The sequence below is a fragment of the Streptomyces sp. NPDC060028 genome, from assembly GCF_042736725.1.
Taxonomy (GTDB): domain Bacteria; phylum Actinomycetota; class Actinomycetes; order Streptomycetales; family Streptomycetaceae; genus Streptomyces.
In genome coordinates, this window is record NZ_JBHWVJ010000022.1 from 21,675 (window position 1) to 40,413 (window position 18,739).

General features: G+C 69.9%; 17 protein-coding genes. 13 read left to right on the top strand and 4 right to left on the bottom strand.

Annotation, left to right across the window (positions count from 1 at the left end; genetic code table 11):
- Positions 1 to 28 precede the first annotated feature (28 nt).
- From ACFWBF_RS13730 to ACFWBF_RS13740, 3 genes are read right to left on the bottom strand one after another with little or no spacing between them, the layout of a single operon-like run.
- The gene (locus ACFWBF_RS13730; RefSeq protein ID WP_385600020.1) at positions 29 to 1,069 is read right to left on the bottom strand and encodes a ComEC/Rec2 family competence protein; all 1,041 of its coding nucleotides are present in this window, start codon (positions 1,067 to 1,069) and stop codon (positions 29 to 31) included.
- Positions 1,069 to 2,382, bottom strand: coding sequence for a hypothetical protein (locus ACFWBF_RS13735; RefSeq protein WP_385600023.1), 1,314 nt, complete (start codon positions 2,380 to 2,382; stop codon positions 1,069 to 1,071). Before ACFWBF_RS13735 ends, ACFWBF_RS13730 begins: the two co-directional genes overlap by 1 nt.
- On the bottom strand, positions 2,379 to 3,557 hold the full coding sequence (locus tag ACFWBF_RS13740) for a caspase family protein (protein ID WP_385600026.1): 1,179 nt from the start codon (positions 3,555 to 3,557) through the stop codon (positions 2,379 to 2,381). Before ACFWBF_RS13740 ends, ACFWBF_RS13735 begins: the two co-directional genes overlap by 4 nt.
- A gap of 286 nt (positions 3,558 to 3,843) precedes the next feature.
- Between ACFWBF_RS13740 and ACFWBF_RS13745 the strand changes: the two genes are divergently transcribed.
- The 13 genes from ACFWBF_RS13745 to ACFWBF_RS13805 all read left to right on the top strand — a co-directional run bounded on the left by ACFWBF_RS13745 (position 3,844) and on the right by ACFWBF_RS13805 (position 16,784).
- Entirely contained in the window at positions 3,844 to 4,212 is a 369-nt protein-coding gene (locus ACFWBF_RS13745) for a hypothetical protein (protein WP_385600029.1), read from the top strand.
- 29 nt (positions 4,213 to 4,241) lie between these two features.
- Positions 4,242 to 4,502, top strand: coding sequence for a hypothetical protein (locus tag ACFWBF_RS13750; protein WP_385600032.1), 261 nt, complete (start codon positions 4,242 to 4,244; stop codon positions 4,500 to 4,502).
- Between the two features lie 15 nt (positions 4,503 to 4,517).
- Positions 4,518 to 5,735, top strand: coding sequence for a hypothetical protein (locus ACFWBF_RS13755; protein WP_385600035.1), 1,218 nt, complete (start codon positions 4,518 to 4,520; stop codon positions 5,733 to 5,735).
- 177 nt (positions 5,736 to 5,912) lie between these two features.
- Positions 5,913 to 6,698, top strand: a complete 786-nt coding sequence (locus ACFWBF_RS13760) for a DUF6202 family protein (protein ID WP_385600038.1) — start codon at positions 5,913 to 5,915, stop codon at positions 6,696 to 6,698.
- Between the two features lie 23 nt (positions 6,699 to 6,721).
- On the top strand, positions 6,722 to 7,867 hold the full coding sequence (locus tag ACFWBF_RS13765) for a DUF6421 family protein (RefSeq protein ID WP_385600041.1): 1,146 nt from the start codon (positions 6,722 to 6,724) through the stop codon (positions 7,865 to 7,867).
- Positions 7,864 to 8,703, top strand: a complete 840-nt coding sequence (locus ACFWBF_RS13770; RefSeq protein WP_385600044.1) for a PhzF family phenazine biosynthesis protein — start codon at positions 7,864 to 7,866, stop codon at positions 8,701 to 8,703. Before ACFWBF_RS13765 ends, ACFWBF_RS13770 begins: the two co-directional genes overlap by 4 nt.
- Before the next feature lies 1 nt (position 8,704).
- The gene (locus tag ACFWBF_RS13775) at positions 8,705 to 9,706 is read left to right on the top strand and encodes a proline racemase family protein (RefSeq protein ID WP_385600046.1); all 1,002 of its coding nucleotides are present in this window, start codon (positions 8,705 to 8,707) and stop codon (positions 9,704 to 9,706) included.
- 54 nt (positions 9,707 to 9,760) lie between these two features.
- Positions 9,761 to 10,630: an aspartyl/asparaginyl beta-hydroxylase domain-containing protein gene (locus ACFWBF_RS13780; RefSeq protein ID WP_385600049.1), complete on the top strand. Its 870-nt coding sequence runs from the start codon at positions 9,761 to 9,763 to the stop codon at positions 10,628 to 10,630.
- Between the two features lie 2 nt (positions 10,631 to 10,632).
- Positions 10,633 to 10,890 (top strand): phosphopantetheine-binding protein, encoded by a 258-nt coding sequence (locus tag ACFWBF_RS13785; RefSeq protein ID WP_385600052.1) that lies wholly within the window; start codon positions 10,633 to 10,635, stop codon positions 10,888 to 10,890.
- Positions 10,887 to 12,713, top strand: coding sequence for a hypothetical protein (locus tag ACFWBF_RS13790; RefSeq protein ID WP_385600055.1), 1,827 nt, complete (start codon positions 10,887 to 10,889; stop codon positions 12,711 to 12,713). The genes ACFWBF_RS13785 and ACFWBF_RS13790 overlap by 4 nt, the downstream gene beginning before the upstream one ends.
- Positions 12,714 to 14,252, top strand: coding sequence for an amino acid adenylation domain-containing protein (locus ACFWBF_RS13795; RefSeq protein ID WP_385600058.1), 1,539 nt, complete (start codon positions 12,714 to 12,716; stop codon positions 14,250 to 14,252).
- Positions 14,245 to 15,570, top strand: a complete 1,326-nt coding sequence (locus ACFWBF_RS13800; RefSeq protein WP_385600061.1) for an acetyl-CoA carboxylase biotin carboxylase subunit family protein — start codon at positions 14,245 to 14,247, stop codon at positions 15,568 to 15,570. Before ACFWBF_RS13795 ends, ACFWBF_RS13800 begins: the two co-directional genes overlap by 8 nt.
- On the top strand, positions 15,570 to 16,784 hold the full coding sequence (locus ACFWBF_RS13805; RefSeq protein WP_385600206.1) for an MFS transporter: 1,215 nt from the start codon (positions 15,570 to 15,572) through the stop codon (positions 16,782 to 16,784). Before ACFWBF_RS13800 ends, ACFWBF_RS13805 begins: the two co-directional genes overlap by 1 nt.
- A gap of 84 nt (positions 16,785 to 16,868) precedes the next feature.
- Here the strand turns inward: ACFWBF_RS13805 and ACFWBF_RS13810 are convergent, their stop codons facing one another.
- Complete coding sequence (locus ACFWBF_RS13810; RefSeq protein ID WP_385600064.1) at positions 16,869 to 18,641, bottom strand: serine/threonine-protein kinase; 1,773 nt, start codon at positions 18,639 to 18,641, stop codon at positions 16,869 to 16,871.
- Between the last annotated feature and the right edge of the window lie 98 nt (positions 18,642 to 18,739).

An 18,739-nucleotide genomic window follows, 5' to 3' on the forward strand; every position in this document is an offset into this window, starting at 1 on the left:
CGAGTAAGCCGGAGGTCCCTGTCCGGGGTCAGAACTCCACGGTGACGAATCCGTCCTCGTCGGCCGGTGCGGGAGCCAGCACGCGGTAGCCGAACTCCTGCTTCAGGTCGTCCACGTCCCAGTTCGCCGCCCGGTCCCGGTAGTTGAAGACGAGGTCCTTGGTCGCCCCGCCGTTCTTCAGGATCCGGGCGATGGCGATGTCGTCCGGGTGGCCGTGGATCTTTCCGTTGGTGGAGATCAGGTAGCGCCCGCAGTCGAGGAGGCCGAGGAGCTCGTTCGAGAGGTTTTTGGAGCTGCCGTGGTGGGCCACCTTCAGGGTGTCGATCCGCAGGCGCCCGCCCTCGTCCTCGGCGCGCGGCCGGATCGAGGCCACCAGGCGCGGGTCGTCCGCGTCACCGGTGAAGACGATCCGGGTGCCCTCGAACTCGAACAGCAGGGCGATGCTGGTCGGGTTCGTCGGGGAGCCGTCCCGCTTGAACGGCGCGGCGGCCAGCTTGTCGACGTCGATCGCGCCGAAGTGTTCGATGCCGGGCGTCGCCGCCCTCTCCATGGGGTCCACGCCCGGGATCAGCCCCGCCTCCTGGCACTTCGTCTTCCACGTGGGGATCAGCGACTCCAGCAGCCGACGGTCCGGTGCGAGCACTTCCATCGTGGATCCGTCGTCGAACCAGGTCAGCGGATGGCCCACTTCGATGCTGCGGCCCTCGAAGGCCTTGTTCCAGGGGATCTGCTGGGTGATGAGCGCGGTGGTGACCTTCTCCCCCTCCACCGCGCCGAAGATCTCGCGGTCGTGGAGGTGGTCGAAGCCGTTGAACCACACGTCCCCGAACTCGACCGACCGGTCGGGGTCTTCGAGCAACGCCAGCACGCCGAGGATGTGGTCCTGGTCGACGTGGGTCACCACGAGTACGTCGATCAGGCCGTCCAGCTCGGCGAGCAGGGGCTTGATCCGTCCGTAGGTGCCGTGCCGCCCGCCGTCGAAGAGGATCCTCCGGGTGAAGTCGTCGTCGCCGTACTCGAGGAGCAGACAGTCGCCGTCCTCCGCGGGCAGCATCCTGAGCCGGATCATCACGTACTCCCTTGCGTCAGGTCGAGAATCAGGAACGGTTCGCGCATGTCGGCCAGCCAGGACAGTCGGCGCGCCTGGTCGAGGCGCTCCGCGCACTCGGGGTCGTCGGGGAAGGCGGAGAGCCCCTCCACGAGCCAGACCAGCCCGAGCGTGTAGAACGGGATGCCGCGGTCGAAGGCCTCCATCAGGCCCTTGCGGGCTCCCTCCCTGTCCGGCGAGGCGCGGCGCAGCAGCCGCACCGCCCGCAGGATCGCCCCGTCGCCGAGCCAGGGGAAGGAGCCGGCGAGCCGCTCCAGCCACGGGTCCCAGTACGTCTCGCCCCGCGTGTGGTCGGTGCCGATGAGGACGTAGGCTCCGGCGGCCGCCGCGAGCGGGTTCTGGAACTTGGAGTAGAGCATCGCCTCCACATCGGTGAACAACCGGGCCGCCATGTCCAGGGCTCCCTGGGCCATGTACGCGAGCCCCGCGCCGACCGCCGGGTCGCGCACGGCCACCGAGATCGCGCTGCCGGTCGGGCTCTGCCGCAGATTGACCAGGACCTCGACCTCGCTCGTGCCCCAGGGCAGGGGGAGGGTGACCAGCCGTACGGATCCGGCGGCCTCCACGACCAGGAACTGCCGCTCGCCGGGAGGATCGGCAGGGGTTGCGACCGGCCCGTCCGGACCGAACCGGTAGAGCGGAGAGACCGCCTCCCCGCGCACGTCGGGTGCCCGAAGGACGCGGGGCTTCCCCCGGGTGATCAGCCGGGCGATCGGGCGATCCGGCGGTTTCTCGCCCAGCGCCAGCATCGACGCGAAGGTGCACTTGTCGGGCGCGGCGTCACCGACCCAGGTGGCGAGCCTGGTCAGGGCCACGACGGCCTCGGGAGCGGCATCGTCCGGCGCGGTGGCGGCGGGCGCGGGCGCGGCGGCGGGGGCGGGGGCGACCATGGACCGTGAGGCGACCGACTCGGCGAGAGGGGCCGCGGAGGAGCCGTGGTAGACCCGGCCCGGCTCGATGTTGCCCATGAGGTACTGCCAGGAGTGCGTCTCGTACGGCGAGTCCGTCATGCGGAAGTCCACCGAGGTCTCCTCGCCCTCTCTCGCCACGGCGTTCTCGGTCAGGACCAGCCCGGACGGCAGGGTCGCCGACACGAGGTAGCGGCCGGGCGCCACCGCGTACGGCCTGGGCAGGGGCGAACTCCCGCAGGGGATAAGAATGTTGAGCAGGTCCGTGGCTTCGAGGTCGGCCGAGCGGATGTCACCGACGATCAGCGACTCATCGGCCTCTCCCGAGGTGGAGAGGAAGAGCCTGACGGCGAGTACGGCGCTCATGTCCTGGCCAATCCGATGCGGAACAGCGGTGGGCGGGCGTCGAGTCGGTCCGCGCGCACGTCGCCGTCTCCGAGGACGGCCTCGACCTCGTAGCGGCCGAACGGCAGGAACAAGGCCCACTCGCTGATGTCGGGCTCTTCGCCGGCCACGGGCGGCGGGCGTCGCCGCGGCTCTTGCCCGTCGCCCCGGCAGACGAACTCGGCGAGCGCGTTGTCCTCCTCGGGCCGGCACCCGATGTACACGGGGACGATCGGATCGCCCCTCAGTTCGTGGAAGTCGAATTCGAACGACTCGGGGCTGACCGGCGTCCCCGCGCCCGTGAGGGAGCCTGCGAACGCAGGCTCCTTCATGAAGCGGGTGATCGCGTGCTTGAGGGTGTCGATGGTCACCCGCCACACGTGGCCTTCGGTGTTCTCGCTCCCGGCGCCATCGAAGCTCCGCAGCAGCGCGCTGGTGAACAGGCTGACCTCGTCGGGGCGTGCGAAGGACTCCTCGCCGTGCAGGGTCGCGTAGATGACGGCGTGCTCCCGCGGCAGGAAACCGTCCGGCCGTCTGTTCCCGGAGACCGGGACCCGTCCGAGGTTGTCCGCACCCACCACTTTGAAGAGTCTGTCGGAGCCGGCCCGGCAGGCGTCGACGAAGAAGACCTGCTGGGAGGCCTTGCAACTGCCCAGTCCCCGCCACAACGCCTCGAAGTGCAACGCGCCGTTCAGCGGGCTGTTCACGTCCGCGAACATGTCAGCCGCCAGAAGGGACGTGTCGACCCCCAGCGAGACGCCGTGGCCACAGAAGTAGAAGACCAGCCGGGCCTCGTCGTGGTCGCCCCGGGTCTTCCATTCCTTGACGGCGGCCACGATGTTGTCGATGGTCGCCGGTTCCACAAGATGCGGCTCGCCCGTCCCCGGGTCGGGGAACGGGGCGGGAGCCGCCTCGCTCAGCAGGAGTGCCAGGCTCCCCAGGGGTCTGCCCGTGTCGTGGTACTCGCCGATCATCCAGGTGGCGAACTTGCGTGCCGAGAGGGGTGGTGAGGACAGCTGCCGCATCCCCACGGCACCCGGGTGGTCAGTCGGCGACGGGCCGCCGTTCAGATGCGTGTACGCCCCGATCCCGATGACGAGCGCGTGCGTGGACGCCGGCCCCGCGTTCTCGTCCAGGTGCACCGTGAAACCGGCCATGGGACCTCCGCATGACGCACCGGCAGGCCGGTGGGAGGATTTGCTCCCATTATAGGAATGAATGCGGGTAACTGTCCCTCGGAGACCGTGATGGGCAAGAACATCGTGGTATGCCTGGACGGTACGGGCAATCAGCTACGACCCGGGCGTCGGCACCTTCTCCCTCTGGCCCCGCACCCGGACGCCGGTTGACGGGATCGGGCAGGTGCGTTTGACAGTCTCGGGGGTGGGGCGCCTACTGAGAGTGAGGCCTCGGCACGGTATTTTCTGCTGCCGCCTGCTGGCGGTGGCGGTGCCGCTGATGGGCCGTCAGTCGCTGCCCGTCCGTCCGGCGGGCGCTCTCGCCCTGGCCTCGGTTGAGGAGCGGGCGGTCCGGCCGTGGAATACCTCGCGAAGGGTGCGCAAGATGATGCGTAATGTGCGTATGCGCGGCTGGATCGAGGCGATTGCCGCCACGATCAGCGGAATCCTTCTCCTCGTGACCCTGGTCTGGCGCGACTGGGTCGAAGAGGTCTTCGGGGTCGACCCCGACCAGCACAGCGGGGCACTCGAATGGGGCATCGTCGCCCTCGCCGTCTGCGCCACGCTCACGTTCTCGCTGCTCGCGCGTGGTGAATGGCGCAGGGCCAAGGCACTGCAGCCGCGCACCGAGTGAGCTCATCAGCAGGAACCGGAGGCTGTCAGATGTCGAACGAGAAGCGGACCGAGGGACCTCCGTACGTGGCGGAGGAAGCGAATGTGGGGCATGCCCGTAAGCCGAAGTCACTGGCGAAGTCCGGAAAGCGGGCCAGGGCGCTGGCCGAGTCGGCGGAAGGCACGCCGACGCCCGAGGAGCTCGACGCCCGCGAGGACAGGGTCAGCCGACGTCGCAAGCCGATGGGCCCCGCGCAGGACCAGGTGCCCGAAACCATTCCCCAGGAGCTCGACGAGCCCGAGGAGCAGTGACGGAGGACAGCAGTCATGGCCCAGGTCCGCCTCATCAAGAACATCGGCCTCGACGACAACGCCACCGGCGTCCAGACCGGCACCATCCACGAGCCGACCGTCGCGACGTCCCACGACAACATCTTCATCACCGGTAACTGGTTCGCCAGCCGCAGCACCGACAACGGCGCGGGATGGACCCTGGTCGATCCGTTCACCGCGCTGCCCTCTGCGGCGGGCGGCTTCTGCTGCGACCAGATCGTCCTCTACGACCCCAGCCGGGACCTCTGGATCTGGATCCTCCAGTACAGCGCCAAGGCGGGCAGCAACGTCTTCCGGGTGGCTTACGCCCCTGGTGACGACCCGACCGCATGGAACTGGCAGGACTTCACTCCGCGGGACCTGGACCACTCGTGGACGGACATGTGGTTCGACTACCCGGACGCGGCGGTGAGTTCGAACCACCTCTACGTCACCTTCAACGCCTTCAACGCGGCCGGCCGCTGGCTGCGCGCCTTCGTCTTCAAGCTGCCCCTCGATGCGCTCAAGGCCAGGACCGAGCTGACATACCAGTGGTGGACGACGACGCAGAACGGTTCCCTGCGGCTCACGCAAGGCGCGGCCGGCAGCATGTTCTTCGCCAGCCACAACGGCGGCCGGACCCTGCGGATCCACGGCTGGCCCGACGGCTCGAACACCGTGGGCTCCTTCGATGTGCAGGTGAGCTCGTGGACCCCCGATCCGTTCGCCGCTCCCGGACCCGGCGGCGTCGAGTGGCTCACCCGTACCGACTCGCGCATCACCGGCGGCTGGGTGAGCGGCACCCGCGCGGGCTTCCTGTGGACGGCCGGGCCCCGATCCGGACGACCCATGCCGTACGTCAAGGGTGCGGTCGTCGACGTGACCACCCAGGCTCTGGTGGAGGAGCCCGACATCTGGAGCCAGGAGTCCGCGTACGCCCAGCCGGCGGCCTGCCCGAACGCCCAGGGGGTCGTCGGCATCTCGCTGTTCTTGGGCGGTGGTCCCAGGCATCCCTCGCACGTCGTGGGCTTCCGCGACGGCGGCGAGTGGCGGCTGGCCATCACCGGTACGAGCACGCATGGACCGCTGGAGGGCAAGTGGGGTGACTACCTCACCTGTCACCGCCATGATCCGGAATCCTCGGAGTGGGTGGCCTCCGGCTACACCCTCCAGGGCGGTTTCGACCGCCGCAATGTGGAACCGCGGTACGTGCACTTCGGCATCGGCAGCTGACTCGGCACGGGCGTCCCGGCGTCGTAGGAGACCAGGCCGGGGTGCGGGTGCTGCGGGCTCAGGTGCCGGGAGGGGTGATTCAGGCTTTCCGTGGGTTTTTCAACGGCCGTTGACAGCCTGTTCGCGTGGTACGTAGCCTGTGACATGTGAAATTTTACAACACGAAGGGGGCGTGTCGTGCCTGGTGGTGAGGGGCTTGACGAGCGCGTGGCGGCGGTCGTGCAAACGGCGGGGTTGGTGAGGCCGGTAAACCGCTTCTTCTTAACTGCGGGGGCTGTTGACGAGGTCACGGTCGCGAACGCGCTGGCCGTGGCGCGGCAGTGGGAGGCGATGACCAAGGCCTTCATGTTCACGACGATCTCGGGGCTGGGCGCGGCGGCGCGGCACTTCGCGGCGCAAAAGGCTCCGGGGCGGGAGCCGTTGGCGGCGTTCCAGACCGCCTTCCGGGTGATAGGCGACGACCTGGACAACCTGGCCGACGACTTCAGCGCGGTGGCGCCTCGCGGGGCGGCCGGAATCCACTATCTGTGGTGGGCGGACTCGATCGTCGGGCCGCTGGCGGAAGCGGCCGGCGAAGAGGCCGCGCGGGAACTGCCGGTGGACGTCGCCAAGTTGCTGGAGGCGATGGACTCCCTCGCCGATCACCGACTGGGAGCGGCGGTGCAGCTGCGGGTCGTGGAGGCCACGGCGCTGGACATCGCCGTCGCGTTCCGGCGCATGTACGGCAAGGTGCGGGTCGGCGGGGAGAAACTGTTCGCGGGGTCCGACGCGCTGGTGTGGATCGACGCGCACATCAAGGCCGAGACCAGTCACGCCAAGTCGGTCAGCGACGAGGAGACCGGCATGACCGCCCTCGTCGAGAGCGAAGAGGACGCCGAGGAACTGGTCCTGCTCGCCACGGACTACGCGGCCCACTGGGCCGCTGCGCTCGACGACTTCGCCGATCAGATCTGCGCGGGCTGATCCGGGAAGGACGTTCAGAGCCAGTGAACGACGTCATTGACGCGGTCAACGAACTGCGCGGCTCGGTTCAGCGCGACGAACGGCGCGGGGACGAAAGGCGGGGGGACGAACGGCGGGGGGACGAACGGCGGGACGAAGCGTTCCTCAAGCGCCTGTCCCAAGAACTGATCACATCGCCGGCGCTCCGGAAGATGCCCGTCGTCCAGGCGTTCGCCGACGACGCCCTGACGTTCGCCGAGGATCCCCGGCTGCTCCGTACCAAGGCGCACATCAACACCCGCGCGGACAACCACATCTTCTCGCTGTTCGACGCGTCCTACTTCCCGACGCTGTCCCTGGAGTTCCTGTCCTACCGGACGCTGCCCTCCGACGCGCATCTGGAAGCCAGATACCCCAGCCCGACCATGCCGGTGACGATCGAGCGCATGTCGAAGGGCTTCGAGGCGCGGCCCGTCGTGGCGCTCTTCCCCGAGAACCACATCGACGGCCGTCAGGAGAGCGGCGACCTGATCTTCTATTTCATCGACAAGTTCGTCGAACGACACCTGCGCCTGACCCGGCTTCTGGCGAAGAACGTCATGGCGGAGGGGTCGTTCCCGCTGGTCGAAGCCGCGGGGCCGGAAGACGTCGAGCAGGCGTCGTCCTGGTGGGTACGGCTGCACGAATACCACCACCGGCAGGGCGACATGCCGATACCCGAGTTCCTCCCGGTGAAGAAGCTGAAGCCATTGGCCGGACTGGAGGAGCTGCGGGCCGACGTGTCCGCGATGCTCGCCTGCCTCCATGACTCCGCGCTGCCCGAGCGCGGCGCGCGACTCACCTATGAGTACGTCCTGTCCGAACGGCTGCTCCGCTACGCGGTCGAGGGAATTCCCAGGCCCAACTACGACGCGGTGGCTTCCCAGTTGCTCTACAACTACCTGACGGCGGTGGACGGCATCCGGCTGCACAACGGTCTGATTCACCTCCGCCCGGATCTCCCGGCCGCGCTGGCCGCGTTCCTGGACGAGATCCAGGCGATCGAACGGCACATCCACAGCGAATCCGCAGAGCAGGTCCGGGAGCGACTGCTGCGCTTCACCCGTCAGTACACCGACTACGACGAGAAGGCGAAGGACTACCGGCACATCCCCTTCTTCGCCGAGGCCAAGCGGAAGCTGGGTGTGTGAGCGTGATCAGTGTTCCGATCTTCCAGGTCGACGCCTTCACCGACCGGGTTCTCTGGGGGAATCCGGCGGCCGTCTGCCCGCTCGAGGAGTGGCTTCCCGAGCCCGTCATGCAGGCCATCGCCCTGGAGAACAACCTCCCGGAAACGGCCTTCATCGTCAGGAACGGGGACGCCTACGATCTGCGCTGGTTCACCCCGGCCACCGAGGTGGACCTCTGCGGACACGCCACGCTGGGCGCCGCATACGTCGTACTGACACATCTGGAGCCGGGCCGGGACCAGGTGACGTTCCACTCGGCCAGCGGACCGCTCGTGGTCGCCCGGCACGGGGACATGTTCGGACTGACCTTCCCCGCCCTCGAATTCGCCCCGGTTGAACCGCCGGCGGACCTGCTGCGAGGGCTGGGACCGGTTGCGCCGTCGGCCGTCTACCGGTCCATGGACTACATCGCGGTCTACGACAGCGAGGCCCAGGTCCGCTCGGTGGTGCCGGACCTCGTCGCACTCTCCGCGCTGGACCTGCGCGGTGTGGTCATCACCGCGCAGGGTGACGAAGTGGACTTCTGCTCGCGCTTCTTCGGGCCGAAGCTCTCCATTCCGGAAGACCCGATCACCGGGTCGGCGCACTGTGCGCTCGTCCCGTACTGGGCCCAGCGGCTGGGGAAGTCCCGGATGCGCGCCCACCAGTATTCGCCGCGGCTGGGCCGGACCCTCACGATCAGCGTCGACTGCGGCCTGGACGGGGACCGGGTCGTCCTGTCCGGCGCGGCCAGACCGTACATGACCGGGACGATCCACCTGACCGACGACGACCTCGACCAGAACCGAGAGGGATGACGTGCGCACCAATCGAATCTTCCATGCGGTGGACTCCCACACCGAAGGCATGCCCACCCGTGTGATCACCGGCGGGATCGGGGTCATCCCCGGAGCCACGATGGCGGAACGCCGGATCTACTTCCGCGAGAACCTCGACCACATCAGGACCCTGCTGGTGACCGAGCCCCGGGGGCACGCGTCGATGAGCGGGGCGATCCTCCAGCCGCCGACCCGGCCCGATGCCGACTGGGGCGTGCTCTTCATCGAGGTGTCCGGCTACCTTCCGATGTGCGGGCACGGCACGATCGGGGTGGCTACCGTCCTGGTGGAGACGGGCATGGTCACCGTGACCGAGCCGGTCACCACGGTGCGGCTGGAGACCCCTGCCGGTCTGGTCGTCGTCGACGTGGCGGTCTCGGACGGAGTCGCACGCCAGGTCACCCTCCGAAACGTTCCGGCGTTCGCCGAGAGGCTGGATGCCGAGCTGGAGGTCCCGGGGTTCGGCTCCGTGCGCTACGACCTGGCGTACGGCGGAAACTTCTACGCGATCGTGCAACTCGACGACTACGGGCTGCCGTTCGACCGGAAGGCCAAGAACGAGATCACGGCCGCGGGCCTGGCCACCATGCAGGCGATCAACGCGACCGACGAGCCGGTGCACCCCGAGGACTCCCGGATCCGGGGCGTGAGGCACGTGTACTTCGCCGCGCCGGGGTCCAACGCGTCGCACTCACGCCACGCCATGTCCATCTACCCCGGCTGGTTCGACCGCTCCCCGTGCGGTACCGGCACCAGCGCGAGGCTGGCGCAGCTGCACGCCCGCGGCGAGCTGCAAATCGGCGAGGACTTCGTCAACGAGTCCTTCATCGGGTCGAAGTTCACCGGCCGCCTCGTCGAGGAGACCACCGTCGCGGGCCGCAAGGCCGTCGTGCCGACGGTCACAGGACGGGCCTGGATCACGGGCACCGCGCAGTACTTCCTCTCTCCTGACGACCCCTTCCCCGCAGGTTTCGAGCTCTGACCGCTCGCCGCGAGGCACCCGCACGGCATCCGCAAGGAAGGACACGCCCCACCCATGGCTTCCGTGATTCTCGGCCGCGTTCTGTTTGACGACGAGCGCCTCGCCAAGGACATCGCCCGGCTCACGACCATGTCGATCCCGCAGGAGCCGTACCAGGTCTTCACCACGGGAACCTGGCTGAACCTCAATCTGTGGAACGCCTCCGGGGACCAGAACGACGGCTTCTGGTACGGCCACGAGCAGCGTCCGGGACGTGCCACCGCGCTCCTCGACGAGATCCCGTATCTGCGCGAAGTGCTGACCACCCGGTTCAACCTGGAGCGGATGACGATGGTGCGCGGGCGCAACGTCGTCGAGTTCTCCATCATCCCGCACCGGGACTTCATCGAGGCCGGTGACGTGCAGGAGTTCTTCCGGGTGATCCTCTTCCTGGAGGACAACGAGCACGCGGTCAACTCCGACGAGGACATGGTCTTCCACATGCGCAAGGGCGAGGTGTGGTTCCTGGACGCGGCCCAGATCCATGCGGGCATGAACATGTCCACGCGCAGCCGTTGGTCGCTCTGCCTGGACTTCGCGGCAGGACCGGGTTTCCGGCCGGCCGACATCTTCGCCGGGTCCGAGCTGTACGAGCCCGATCTGCGGCCCGCGCTGGTGGAGCGCAGACCGGCCTCGCCGGAACTGCCGGAGCGGCTGCGCGCCCTGAGCACCGTGGTCTCCCGGCACAACATCAAGGACATCGCCTTCCTGCTGGGGAGGATCCACTTCACCGAGGAGGTGCCGATCGGGGCTTCCTGGGACTGGCTCATCGACATCACCCGGGAGTCCGGCGATCCGGAACTGATCGACATAGCCGAGCGCGCCAAGAAGTTCTTCGTCCTCTCCCGTGAAGTCGGCGAGGACTTCACCTTCCTGCCGGGGTGAACATGACCGACAAGGCGCGGTACTCGCGTCCGGAGCTTCTCGAGCACATCGCCGAGGTCTGGGCGGAAGTCCTGTGCCTCGACCGGGTCGAGTGTGACCAGGACTTCTTCGAACTCGGCGGCCATTCGCTGGGGGCGGTGCGCACGGCGTCCCGGCTCGGGGACGAACTCGGGTGCGACCTGTCCCTCCGTGCGATCTTCGAGCACCGGACCGTCGAAGCCCTCACCGCCGCGATCATGAAGGCCGGGGCCGCGGGATGACGGGCACAGGGAACGTGTTCCGAGCGGTGGTCACCGCTGCCGACTTCGAACGCTCGGTCGCCGAGTTCCGGTCGGCCTGGTCGCGGGGACACCGCGAAGCCGCCGTTCCGGTGTGGATCGGCGAGCGCTCCGACCTCAAGGCGTCGCTCGACCTCGCGGCGGGACTCTACGCCGCCCCGAGGCAGCCGCCCGAGTGCACGACGGGCGTCGTTCTGGGGGACGTACCAGAGGCGGTCCGCTCGTTCGCCCGTCCACTGGCCCGGGATTGGGCGGACGGGGCGCCGCCCGTCGGCGGCGGTTCGCTGCTCGTCCTCGGCCGCTACGCGGACCTGCGGATGGACGTCATCGGCCCGGTCCTGGTGGACGCCTACCGCAGTGGCAGGGACGTCTTCCTGCTGACGGGCCGCGACCTCCACTCGATCACGTGGATGATCGCCAAGCAGTACGGAGAGGTGGTCGGCGAGGGTGGGACGGGGTTGTTCACCGATCTCGACACGGAGCCGGTGTCCACTCCGGCGACGTACTACGACTCGCGGTCACTGGGCGGCGCGGATCTCAGCCGCATCGCGACGGAGCGCCTCTGGAAGCGCGTGATGGTCAGCGGCCACGGTACCGAGGACAGCATCAACCTCGGCGCCCACACGGTGTGCGGGCTCAGCCCGGTCGCCGACCCCGAGCGGCCGGGTCCCACGTGCGCCTACGGCCGGGGCTGCCACAAGCCCGAGGACAAGCTGGTCCCCGCGCATCGCGTCCGTACCGCAGAGCTCGTACTCAGCGGCTGCGACAGCGGCGCCCTGGCGGATCTCGCCTCCTACAGTCCCCGCTACCAACTGCTCCTGAACGCCGTTGACGGCCCCGCCCAGACGGTGGTCGCCGCGCTGTCCATGCACCAGTCGGCCCGCGTGGAGAACCTCGTCTGGCTGGACTCCGCGGACAGCGCAGGGAGCACCGCCCGGCTGCTGAACGCGAGCTTGGAGAACATGCACCCCTATCCCACGTTCATTCAGGTGGGACTGGCGAGTTCGGCCTATCGGGACACCGGGCGACCGGCGCCGGCACCCGACGACGTACAGGCCGGGCTGGTCCGCGACCTCAGCTCGCGGGCCCGCGGCTTCCTCATGACCGGAATGCTGCCCGGCGCGCATCCCCTGCGGGAACGGTTCGAGAGGCTTGCGGAAAGGACCGAGACGACGGCCACGAGGCCGGTCATGGGCCTGGCCCTGGAGAGGTCGGCGTTCCTGCACTCGCTCCAGGGCGAGGCCCACGCGCTGGACCAGGCGATCGCCCTACGGATCGCGGAGCGCCCCGACGACGGCCTCGCCGAGTTCCCCCGCTTCTTCGGCGACCGCAGCAGCGTCTCGCCGGCGGACGCGACGACCACGCCGTGCGTCCTGTGCGGGCGGTCCGCCTGGGAATATCCGCGCCGCGGGTTCACCGCCCGCGTCCCCCTCACGACCGCACACGTCTGTCTGAGCTGCGGTCCCGTCGGCTACACGATGGAGGGCGGGGCACGGCTCGACGCGGACGCCGCCCCGACGGTGCGCGCCGGAGCGACGCTGCGCGTCGAGGTCGAGGTCCGGTCGCCACGACCGGGTCCGGTCCAGGTGGGCGTGACCGTCCCCTGGGGCCTCGCCGCCTCCGTGTCCCCGCCGGTGCACCGGGTCGGTCTCGGCCCGGGGGAGCGCCGCAGCGTCGTCTTCGAAGTGCGCCTCGACGCGCAGGCCGCGCCCCAGGAACACCACTTCACCGTATTCGGCGTCCAGGATCTCGCGATCTCCCTGTTGCGTTGTCCGTTCGCTGTCCTGCCGACCGGGGAGGCGTAGGTGGACAGCACCATCCATGAGGCGGTGGCCCGCCAGGCACGGGAGCGACCGGATCATCCAGCGCTGGTCGAGCGCGGCGCGGCCATCAGCTACCGCACCCTCGACCGGGCGGCCGATCACTTCGCGTCGGCCCTTACGGACCTCGGCATCGGCCCGGGGAGCCTGGTCCCCGTCGTCCTTCCCCGGTCCGCGCGCCTGGTCGTCGCCCAACTCGCGCTGCTGAAGTGCGGAGCGGCGTACTCCGTCCTCGACCCGGGCTGGCCCGCCGAGCGGTTGGAATCGCTGGCCGGGCGGCTGCGGGCGCCGCTGGCCGTCGCGGATTCGCAGGCGTACGGCTTCCCGGTCTGGATCCCGCCCCGGGAGCCGCTGCGGGAATCCGCCGACCGGGCCGTCGCACCCGTGCGGCGGGACGCCGACGGCGCCTCGCCCGCGATGGTCATCTTCACCTCGGGAACCACCGGCGTACCCAAGGCGGTGGTCCTGCCGCACCGGGCGGCGCTGCGGCTGTTCCGCGAGAGCGGGCCGACGTCCTTCGGCTCCGATCACGTCATGCCGCAGGTGTCGAACGCGGCCTGGGACATGTACGCCCTGGAGGTCTGGGGAACTCTGGTCGCGGGTGGGACCTGTCTCCTCCAGGACGACCAGATCTTCTTCCCCGAGTCCCTGCGCAAGGCCGTCACCGAGCACGGCGCGAACGCGGCGCACCTGCCGACCGCCCTGTTCAACCTGTTCGTCGATGTGGACCCCGGCTGCTTCGCCGGCTTGCGGACGGTCTTCGTCAGCGGCGAGGCGATGTCCGGGACCCACGCGGCCAGGTTCATCCGAGCCCATCCCGGGACCCCGCTGGTGAACTGCTACGGACCCGTCGAATGCTGCATGTACGTCTCCGCCCACCAGGTCCGCCTGGGGGACTGCGGCGAGCCCGACGGCGTACCCCTCGGAACGGCCGCGCCGGGAACGCGGATCTTCGTGATGGCCGACGACGGAGTGTGCCTCCCCGGACGGCAAGGCGAGATCTGCGTGGCGGGTGACGGACTGGCCGCGGGCTACCTGGGACAGGACGAGCTGACCGCGGAGAGGTTCCGCACCGTGGCGATCGACGGCGCGGCGACCCGGTTGTACCGCACCGGCGACCAGGGGCGTGTGGACGGCGAAGGGAACCTGCGCTACCTCGGCCGCAAGGACCGCCAGGTCAAGCTCCGGGGCTTCCGCGTCGAACCCGCCGAGGTGGAGCACGCAGGCCGCTCGGTGCCAGGAGTCCTCAACTGCGCCGCGGTCCCGATCCGCGAAGCGGACGGCGGCTGCCAGTCGATGGTGCTGGCCTACACGATGCGACCCGGCGGTGTGGCCGACTCGGCGGACCCGCTCGCCGTCCGCTCGGCCCTGGCCGCGGTGCTCCCCGAGTACCTGGTGCCCGCCCGTGCCGTGGCCGTCGACGTCCTGCCGATGACGCCGAACGGAAAGTTGGACCGTGCCGCCCTGGAGGACTGGGGGAGCAGGCACTACAGCACGCACAACAGGAGGAACAATCATGACTGAGAGCCGACCGCGCCTGCTGCTCGTGGGTCTGGACCGGTACACCCTGGACGCGTGCGTCCGCCTGGGCGTGGACGCCGTCGTCATCTGCGGCTCGGCCACCTGGGACGACGGGCTGGTGAGCATCCCACCCGAGCTCACCGTGATACGGGTCGACGACCAAGTCAGCGTCGAGGCCGTGCTGATGGCACTGCACCGGTCCGGACTGGGGGCCGATGACTTCGACGCCGTACACACCTCCGACGAGTACTCCATGGTGACGGCGGGCATGCTCGCCCGCCATCTCGGTCTGCCGGGGCTCGACCCGCAGACAGCGGTGCGCTTCCGTGACAAGTCCGTCCAGAAGGCCGCGGTGCGCAGCGCCGGGCTGCCCGCCGCACGGTGTGTGGTCGTCGAGGACGTCTTCTCGGTCTCCGACCTTCACGAGCTGCCCTTCGAGCCCGCCGTGCTCAAGCCGGTGGCCGGTGCCGCCACGGCCCTCACCTCGTCGGTCAGGACCATCGACGATCTCCGGGCGAGGAGCGAGGAATACCGGCGGAACAAGACCGGTCAGCGCACGTTCGTACTGGAGGAACACGTCGTCGGCGACGAGTGGTTCGTGGACGGCATCGTCTTCGAGGGGGAGCTGCTGTTCCTCGCCGTGGGCTCCTACGGGGACCCCTGCCTCACCGCCATCGAGAGTGGGGAACCCCTCTGGCTGCGGCACTTCGACCCGGTCGGGGAAGGCTGGGCCTACGAGAAGGCGCGGGGCCTGGTGGGGGCCGCGCTCGGAGCGCTCGGCCTTAGGGACGGGTCCTTCCACATGGAGCTCTTCCATGACGCGCCGTCCGGAACGCTCACGTTCGGCGAATGCGCCGCCCGTCGCGGTGGCGCGCTGATCCACGAGCAGATCCAGGCGAAGTTCGGGGTGAACATCGCCGAATGCGCTGTCGAGATCGCCCTCGGCCGCCGCCCCCGGATCGATGCCAAGGTCAGCCCGGACGTCTTCGGAGGCTGCTACCTGCCCGGACGTCCGGGGACGCTGCTCGGCTGCCCGACGGCAGCCGACCTGCTGGCTCTGGATCAGGTGCGGTTCGCCCGGATCGAGCACCCCGTCGGCACGCCCTTCCCGGCCGGACCGGCTCACACCAGCCAGCGGGTCGGGCAGTTCATGGTCGTGGCGGAGTCGATCGAGCAGCTCACCGGACGCTTCGAGGAGGTCCGGCAGTGGTTCGACGAGCGCCTGTGGGTGCTTCCCGACGGACTGACCACCAGAGGAAAGCGGGACTTCCAGCGGGAATGGCGGCCCGACGCCGACTTCGGAGACACCCTGTGGCGGTGATGGAAGCCCTGCTGCCGGCCGGCAGGGGCCAGCGCGTCATCGCGATGACGTCCTTCGTGCACAGCTTCGGCTCAGGACTGTCCCTCGCGGCGGGTGCGCTCTTCTTCACCCGGATCGTCGGCCTGCCCGCATCGCAGGTGGCCGGCGGTCTGTTCGCCGGGGCGATCGCGGGCCTGGGCGCCGGTGTGTACGTCGGCCGCTGGGCGGACCGGTGGGGGCCCAAGCGCGTCCAGATCGCGGTCGCGGCCTGCGGGACCGTGGTGAACACCGGGCTGCTGCTGGTCCACACCTTCTGGGCCTACCTCCTGGTGTCCCTGCTGTCCGGTGCCGTGGTCGCGGCGAGCTGGTCCACCCTGGCCCCGCTCGTCCGCGGCTTCGGCGGGCCGACGCCGGCCGTCTTCCGCGGCTATCTGCGGTCGGTGGGCAATCTCGCGATCGCACTCGGCGCCGTGGCGGCGGGCTTCGCCATCCAGTTGGACACCAGGGCGGCCTTCCTCACCGTCATGATCGGCCGGTCCCTGACGTATCTGCTCTCCGGCCTGATCCTGCTGCGGCTTCCGCCCTTCACCCTCCAGGACGGCGGTGGCGCCGGTCGCGGCTGGGCGGCCCTGCGAGATCGCACCTATCTGGCCGCGACGGCGGTCAACGCGGTGATGTCCCTGCACTTCACGGTTCCCACGTTCCTGCTCCCGCTGTGGATCGTGGAACACACCGCCGCGCCGCGGTGGACGATCTCCGCGATGCTCGTCCTCAACACGATCCTGGTGGTCGTCCTCCAGGTCCGCTTCAGCCGGAGCATCGGCGACGTGCCGTCCGCGGGACGGGCGATGCGCCGGGCGGGCGCGGCCCTCTCGGCGGGCCTGGTCCTGATGGCGCTGGCCGAGAAGCCCCCGAGCGCCCTGGCCGTCCTCCTCCTCGCGGCGGGGACGGTCGCGTACACCCTCGGCGAGATCTGGCACTCGGCCGCCTCGGCCGAGTACTCCTTCGGCCTCGCCCCGGCCGATGCGCAGGGCCAGTACGCCGGGGTCTTCGGCCTGGGCCACGGGCTGGCCGAGGGCGTGTCGCCGGCGGTCATGAGCGCGCTCCCGCTGGCCCTGGGCCTCCCCGGCTGGCTGGTCCTGGCCCTCCTCCTCCTGGCCACCGGCCTGGCCTGCCACCCCTTCATGACGCACGTTTCCCGCCCGCCCCTGAGCCTCAAGTCCCCGGTCGCATAGGCGGTGACGTCGATCCCGGCCGTGCGCCGGCACACCGTCCGGGCCGCTGCCGTGCGGTGGGCGGGACGTTTCCGTGTCGCGGCGCTACCCCTTGCGCTTCCAGAGCGTCACCTCGGTGAGGTACGTCGGGACGGAGTACAGCTTGTTGTTCGACGGCTCGATGGTGATGATCTTGACCATGGCGAGGTTGCCCTTGGACGTGACCGTGCACAGCAGGTCGCCCTGGACGATGGCGCTGTCCGCGCCGGTGAGGTCCGACTTCGGCAGCCGGGCGGGGATCGGATTGGTGGCGGCCCCGGTTTCGCACAGTTCGGGGGCGGGGCCCGCGCTCTTTCCGAACGGGGTGCGGTTCTCGATGTCCTCGAAGCCCATCTGCAATTCCCGGTCGCTCGAGGCGATCTCCCCGAAGGGGGCGACCTTCGGAAAGTCCAGGTCGACGTCGTTGAGCTTGCCGAACTCCCTGGTCGCCAGGAGCTTCAGCGGCTTGTCCTTGAACACCACCGTGTAAGCCGCGGCGGAGGCAGAGGCGGAGGCCGAGGTCGAGGGCCGGGGCGCGGGTGCGGAGCCGTCGGCCTTCCCCGGGGCCGCGGTGTCCTTCGGCTGGTCCGCCTTCTTCTGGTCTCCGCCCGTGAGGTACCAGGCGCCCCCCGCGGCCAGCGCCACCGCCAAGATCCCCGCGCCGACGAGCAGGGGCACGCGGCCCCGGCCCGCGGTTGCGGGGGCCGGCGTGACGTGGGCGGGGCCCATGGGAGCTCCGTACGCCGCGGGATGAGGGGCGCTCGTCGGGCCCTGCGTCGGCACGTACGCCGGGTGGGGCGCTCCGGACGCCTGCGTCGGCACGTACGACGGCCGGCCCGGTGCGGCGGCGGCCTGCGTCGGCGCGTACGCCGGCGGCTGCGGCGGAGTCTGCGGGGGCGCCTGCAAAGGCAGCTGCGGGGGCGCCTGCGCCAGCTGCTCACGCCGTGCGATCTCCGCGGTCAGCGGTGCGGGCAGCCAGCCCGCGAAGTCGCGCAGCTCCCGGCCCCCCGCCTGCCGGCACCACTCGGCGACCTCCGCGGGCAGCGGCCGCCGGGCGGCATCGGCCGTCAGGCAGCGCTCCAACAGGGGCCGCAGCGCATCCGGGTAACCGCTGAGGTCCGGCGCCCGCTGCGGGGTGTTGGCTATCGACGCGGCGATCGAGAGGCCCGCGCCATCGCCGTACGGGTGCCGACCCGTCGCCACGACGGCGGCGATCAGCCCCAGCGCGAAGATGTCCGTGGCCGGGGTGACCGGCTTGCCGAGCGCGTGCTCGGGCGACATGTACTGAGGGGTGCCGATGAACCCGCCACTGCGGGTGAGCTGGGTGGTGTCCGTGGCCCGCGCGATCCCGAAGTCGATCACCCAGGGACCGTTCGAACCGAGCAGGATGTTGCTCGGCTTGAGGTCGCGGTGCACCACCGACGCGGCGTGCACGGAGTGCAGCGCCTGCGCCGTGCAGCCGATCAGCTGGAACACGGCGGGCAGCGGCAGCGGGCCGTGCGTGGCGAGGGCGTCGTCGAGCGGCAGCGCCGGCACGTACGCGGTGGCGAGCCAGGGCTGCTCGCCGCTGGTGTCGTGGTCCAGGACCGGCACGATGTGGTAGCCCTGCACCCGGCGGGCCGCCTGCACCTCGTGCTCGAACCGCGCCCGGAAGTCCTGCTCCTGGGCGAACTCGCGACGGATGACCTTCAGCGCGACCGGCTGGTTCCCCCGGGTCCGGGAGAAGTAGACGGAGCCCATGCCGCCCTCGCCGATCTTCGCGAGCAGCCGGTAACCGGCTATCTCCTGCGGATCGTTCGGCCCCAGCCGGCCCAGTACGGCGCGGTCGGTGTTCGGCATCCGTTCCCCCTCGATGATCACAAAGGTGAGATCGTAGCGGGCGTCCGCCACCGGCCCGTCCACGCCCGGCGCCGCCGGCCACCGGATGTGTAACGTTC